7 protein-coding genes are annotated in these 4676 nt (G+C 54.9%); 5 read left to right on the top strand and 2 right to left on the bottom strand.

Features of this window, described 5'->3' with window-relative positions; translation table 11 throughout:
* The 3 genes from CFR80_RS17025 to CFR80_RS17010 form a co-directional block, all read left to right on the top strand.
* The coding region (locus CFR80_RS17025) for a transposase domain-containing protein (RefSeq protein ID WP_146221620.1) at positions 1 to 217 on the top strand (217 nt) is incomplete at its 5' end.
* A gap of 193 nt (positions 218 to 410) precedes the next feature.
* A complete protein-coding gene (locus tag CFR80_RS17020; protein WP_146221693.1) occupies positions 411 to 977 on the top strand; it encodes a hypothetical protein in 567 nt (188 codons plus the stop codon).
* 291 nt (positions 978 to 1268) lie between these two features.
* Complete coding sequence (locus CFR80_RS17010) at positions 1269 to 1535, top strand: hypothetical protein (RefSeq protein WP_110507775.1); 267 nt, start codon at positions 1269 to 1271, stop codon at positions 1533 to 1535.
* An 80-nt stretch (positions 1536 to 1615) separates the two neighbouring features.
* Here the strand turns inward: CFR80_RS17010 and CFR80_RS17005 are convergent, their stop codons facing one another.
* On the bottom strand, positions 1616 to 2248 hold the full coding sequence (locus tag CFR80_RS17005) for a hypothetical protein (RefSeq protein ID WP_110507774.1): 633 nt from the start codon (positions 2246 to 2248) through the stop codon (positions 1616 to 1618).
* 128 nt (positions 2249 to 2376) lie between these two features.
* On the bottom strand, positions 2377 to 2661 hold the full coding sequence (locus CFR80_RS17000; RefSeq protein ID WP_258367926.1) for an Arc family DNA-binding protein: 285 nt from the start codon (positions 2659 to 2661) through the stop codon (positions 2377 to 2379).
* Between the two features lie 304 nt (positions 2662 to 2965).
* Between CFR80_RS17000 and CFR80_RS16995 the strand changes: the two genes are divergently transcribed.
* Both CFR80_RS16995 and CFR80_RS16985 read left to right on the top strand, forming a co-directional pair.
* A complete protein-coding gene (locus CFR80_RS16995; RefSeq protein WP_110507772.1) occupies positions 2966 to 3754 on the top strand; it encodes a phage antirepressor KilAC domain-containing protein in 789 nt (262 codons plus the stop codon).
* Positions 3755 to 4097: 343 nt separating this feature from the next.
* Positions 4098 to 4427: a hypothetical protein gene (locus CFR80_RS16985; protein ID WP_110507770.1), complete on the top strand. Its 330-nt coding sequence runs from the start codon at positions 4098 to 4100 to the stop codon at positions 4425 to 4427.
* Positions 4428 to 4676: the final 249 nt, after the last annotated feature.

The raw sequence follows: 4676 nt of genomic DNA, 5'->3' as shown, positions 1-4676 counted from the left end.
GAAAGCCTGGTTGTTCGCCGGGTCCGATCGTGGCGGAGAGCGCGCCGCCGCCATGTATTCCCTGATCGTCACCGCGCGTCTGAACGATGTCGATCCCCACGCATGGCTCGCCGATGTCCTGGCACGGATCAATGACATCCCCAATCCACGCCTCCATGAACTCCTGCCCTGGCACTGGAAAGCCCACCAGCAGGTCCACAATACCATCGCCGCCTGAATACGCCCGCGTCTCTCGCCGGATGATTACGTCCGAAGGTCAGGAGCGCACTTTTGATCCTTCAGCGCTACTGCCAATCTCTGTCATGAATGTGCTGGACGAACATGGCTTCATAGGTAGAGATTTGCATAATTCCACGCTGGGAAGTCTGGTCCTAGTTAAAGGGTTTCTGAGGCTAAAGGATCTCAGCCATATGAACGCCCTCTGGCCCATAATCGAAAAAACCATTCCTTTTGATATGTTCAAACCTGCTTCCACCCCCGGATTAACCGCAAAGCAGCGTGCAGAAGAACGGAAGCGGCAGCCTAGCGAAACTCAGATAAAAGCCGCTTTTGGCGCCATCCTAAAGGACACGCCGTATCCAATACAAGCCGATACCATGACTCCTGACGGCATGCTTTGGTCTACGCTTAAAAATGATTGCTTATTGACGTCATGGGAAGATCTGTCCCTCAAGCACGGATCAGTGATACCTGGTATATGGTATGTGTTGGGGGTTTTGGACGCTCACCCGGTAGTTGATGACGATACAAATCCGGCGGTTGTGGAAGAGCGCTGGAATAATGCAGTTTCAGGCAATGAAATTACCGATGCGATTGCTGGTGTTTTGTCCACTGTGAGACGGACTTTTGGTAGACCAAGTGGATCTTATGGACTTACCCCGTTGCTGATTTTCCGCAAGATGCCGGCCAATAAGAGTGGGTCTAAGGAGTTTATGGAGAGAGAGTTTTCCGAATTAAGCGGAGTTTCTTCTGCGTAAACTTTTCCCTACTGCCCATTCCGCGTAGGCCGCCGCCCCTCGGCTTGCGCATCCTTCTCACACTCGTACTGCCCATACTTCGTGTTCCCGTACCAGCGCTCATGCCGGTAGTGGTAAACGCTGGACCGGGTATTCACCCACACGGGCTGGTCGCCTTTGGGGCAGGTAGGTTCGGCCTGGCTACTCTCCGGGGCGTATGTGCTGTGCCGGGGCGCGTAGGCGTGAGCCGCTGCGGGGATGAGTAGGACGACGAACGCAACCGCAATCCGCCCCTTTCGAAAGGAAATCAACATGAAGCAGACAATTCCGCTGACCGTCCGCGTTTCATTGCCCGAGGGCCTTTCTCAAAGCCTCACGAACCTTATCGGCCGCCGCTCGCTCGACTTCGCTTCTATTCTCTGCGATGAATTTCTTCGAGACCTCGTTGCGCGTCCCAAGGACGAAGCCACAGGACTGGCAGATGACCTCATCATCGCCCCGAGGCTGTCCATCGCTGACTTCGACGCCAAGGTTTCCGCCGCACTTGGGGCACTTCGGGCTGAATTGCAGGCTTCCTAGATCGCTCATCCGGTTCTCCTGCTGGGACATTTCCACATGGGCCAGAGTCGGATTTATAGGATGTGACGGATAGGGGTTATTCAGTTGCCAACAGGAGGCAGTTCATAAACCACATCCAGTGGCCTGATCACCACAGCGTTTATGGTTCCCGCCTGCGCGTTCCATTGGAAAGACATGGGTTCGGTGTCGAATGAGGTGTCGATCTTATCGTCCGACACCACGGCATAGGCCTGATAATACAGATCTGGGGACGCACTGATCGTGCGGACGGTCCAGTCCCATTGTGGGGACACTATGACGCGCGCGTTTACCTTGCCGCAAAGACGCTGTTTGGTGAGTGTGATCGGGCCATCAATGATAAATGCCAGGTGTGGGTGACCGACTGCGTGGTCTGACCGTATATATTCATCCCGCCTTTTTTCCTCAGCATCACTGATGGATATCCAGCCTTTTCCGCTATGGTTTTCAGGGTCGTTTACGATGTGCTGCATGTCGCCGGGGTCTTTCAGCCCATTGAACATGTGAGCTGGCCCATCAAAAACAGTGCCCTCTGGAACGACGATATTCCCAAACGAAAACTCTTTTTGAAAATCTTCCGGGCTTGTCGGGTCATATGACACGCATATTTCGACGGCCTCGTGCCCCGTGGATGTTTCCGCGATGGCGGCGTTCGGCAACAGTAGGCCGAGCAGGCTTAGGGTGGTGAATCGCATGGTTCCTCCTGCCTGAGTTTGGCTGGGGAGGGCCGAGTCTGGCTAGTCATGCGCCTTCGGGCGGCTTTTTGCTGTCAGTCTTTGTCCGCATCAAGGCCCTTCGCAACTAGGAGCCTGATGACTTGGAATTAACTTGAAGACCTTGCCATGAATGCTCTCAAGAAAGCCATCATGGCCATTTTTTCATCATGGGACATTGCGCGCCAAATGCCCAGCATAAGTGATTCTTCTGGGCTCAGTTCATCGGTTTTGACTGTAGATGCCAGCCCGTTGATCTGAAGCGACTGCTCTAGGCGCTGAATGATCTCCGCGTTCATGGAGTGCGAACGTGCATCAGCCGTTACCTGAAGGGCCGCAAATACGTCCTTTGGGATTCTGAGATTAAACCGGCGGTATCTATCTTCGTCACTCATAAACAGATGATGGCACATTTAATGTGCTTTGCCTATTTACACATCCGTTGTGCCATGACACATATGATGTGCCACAAGCATGGAGGCGAAAATTACCAGTCCATTCAACGATTGTCCGCGAATGACCATGAGGTTTCGGCCTGATGTGTATGAGGCGGTGCGTCAGTCAGCTTTCGCGAACTGTCGGAGCGTGACAGCGGAAGTCAACGAATTGCTTCATGCGGTTCTAATCACAAAAGAAAAGGCACCGGGCCGCCTGGCAGCTAGTCCCGATGCCTCTCACGCTGAATAAGGATAAACAGCTATGACGACAGTTAACACACTTTCTATGTCCGGTTCCAGCGCCAATGCCGTCACCATGTCCAGCAAGGAAATTGCGGAACTGACGGGCAAGGCTCATAAGCACGTTATCCGCGATATTGAATCTATGATTGCGGAGATCGAAAAGGATGGTCCAAGTTTGGACCATAAAGCAAAATCAAAGGGTTATGATGTTGAGCGTGATAACCGTGGCTATGTAAAAATCATCCATCTGGATCGTAGCCACACCTACACACTCATGACCGGATACGATGCTCGACAGCGCAAGAAGATCATCGACCGCTGGATGGAACTGGAAGCGCAGGAGCGTAAGCCGCTAGTCCCCCAGACCTACGCCGAAGCCCTTCTCGAAGCGGGCCGCATTGCGAAGGAACGGGACGCGCTGAAGGTGGAGAACAAAGAGCTTGCCGTGAAGGCCGAGGCTCTGGACCGCATTTCGTTTGCAGAGGGGGAGTTTGGTCAGCACGAAGTGGCAAAAATGATCCAGGTAAAGCCCGGCGTGTTTACCAAGTTCCTTGATACCAACCGCTGGCGCTATGCACGCGGCAAGGTAAAGCTGGCCTATCAGGACAGGATTGATGCCGGATACATGCGGAACAAGGCGCATCCATACACAGACAATAACGGTGAGGAGCATCTTGGAAATACCATTCGCATCACGACCAAGGGCTTGCTGAAGTTTGCCCAGATCGTGCCGGGCGCAAAGCTTGATCCAGTTGTCGAGGATGCCATGCGCCCTTTCGCCAAGAAGCGGGAGACAGAACCGGCATAATCCACGCCGATCTCTCGATCAGCGGCCACCTGCCATCCGACGAGGAACTCCTGATCTGGATGGCTGAATGCGATCAATGGAACCGCGTCGTGGCGAACGAACCCCGGAATACTGAGGCGTTCATGCAGGCTAATTGGCGCAGTCTGGAAATCCAGAAGCGCCGAGGCATCCGACCCTACGTTGAGCAGGCACGGCAGGACTGGTTGCAGAGGCGGCAGGTTGTGCCGTTGAGGGCGGAGAAAGTGAGGGAGCGTGAGTTGATCGCGTAGGAAACGGGGCCGCTCCGGGTGGGGCGGCCTTTCCTGTTTACCTTCCGTTTCACCTGTGCCGATATACCCACGCCATGCGCCACCTGATCCTCGCCGCCGTCCTGATCGGCACAATCCCAGCCGCCAACGCGGCCCCATCCTGCCCCGGCGACACAGTGGTGTGGGTCAACCAGAACACTGGCGTCTACCACCTGCCGGGTGACCGATGGTATGGCCGGACCAAGCACGGCGCGTATGAGTGCGAAAGGCAGGCAGAAGCCGATGGTGCCCACCGTTCTGGCGTGCGCGGGGCACAACACAAGACCGAAACTGCTCGGCACCGAAAGCAGGGCAGAGCGTCCAACACCATCGAGGACCAGGTAGATAACGCCAAACCTACCAGCAGCGTCGATAACCCTTTCTGATTTCGCCCTTGTACTTTTTCCAGTAATATGCATTATTCAGGACATCATGCCCTGAATACGACCACCAAGCCGCCCGTCCGAGGCGGCTTTTTTGTTGGATTTCCCATGTCCCTGTCGCTCATGAACGCCGAAACCGCCATCGGTTCGATCGGGCGGCTGTGGGCATCTGCGCCCGTTACCATCGGCAGCCTGACCTTGACCGGCATGGAGGTGCCAAACCTCATCCGCGATGGCGGCACGCAGCAGGTT

The organism is Komagataeibacter oboediens (genome assembly GCF_003207815.1).
Lineage (GTDB): Bacteria > Pseudomonadota > Alphaproteobacteria > Acetobacterales > Acetobacteraceae > Komagataeibacter > Komagataeibacter oboediens.
This window is presented reverse-complemented; position numbering and strand designations above follow the sequence as displayed.

What these genes read in the sequence shown, in the direction of transcription:
- CFR80_RS17020 (WP_146221693.1), top strand. Translation starts at nt 411, where the DNA reads ATGAACGCCCTCTGGCCCATAATCGAAAAAACCATTCCTTTTGATATG.
- CFR80_RS16985 (WP_110507770.1), top strand. Translation starts at nt 4,098, where the DNA reads ATGCGCCACCTGATCCTCGCCGCCGTCCTGATCGGCACAATCCCAGCC.
- CFR80_RS17000 (WP_258367926.1), bottom strand. Translation starts at nt 2,661, where the DNA reads ATGAGTGACGAAGATAGATACCGCCGGTTTAATCTCAGAATCCCAAAG.
- CFR80_RS16995 (WP_110507772.1), top strand. Translation starts at nt 2,966, where the DNA reads ATGACGACAGTTAACACACTTTCTATGTCCGGTTCCAGCGCCAATGCC.
- CFR80_RS17010 (WP_110507775.1), top strand. Translation starts at nt 1,269, where the DNA reads ATGAAGCAGACAATTCCGCTGACCGTCCGCGTTTCATTGCCCGAGGGC.
- CFR80_RS17005 (WP_110507774.1), bottom strand. Translation starts at nt 2,248, where the DNA reads ATGCGATTCACCACCCTAAGCCTGCTCGGCCTACTGTTGCCGAACGCC.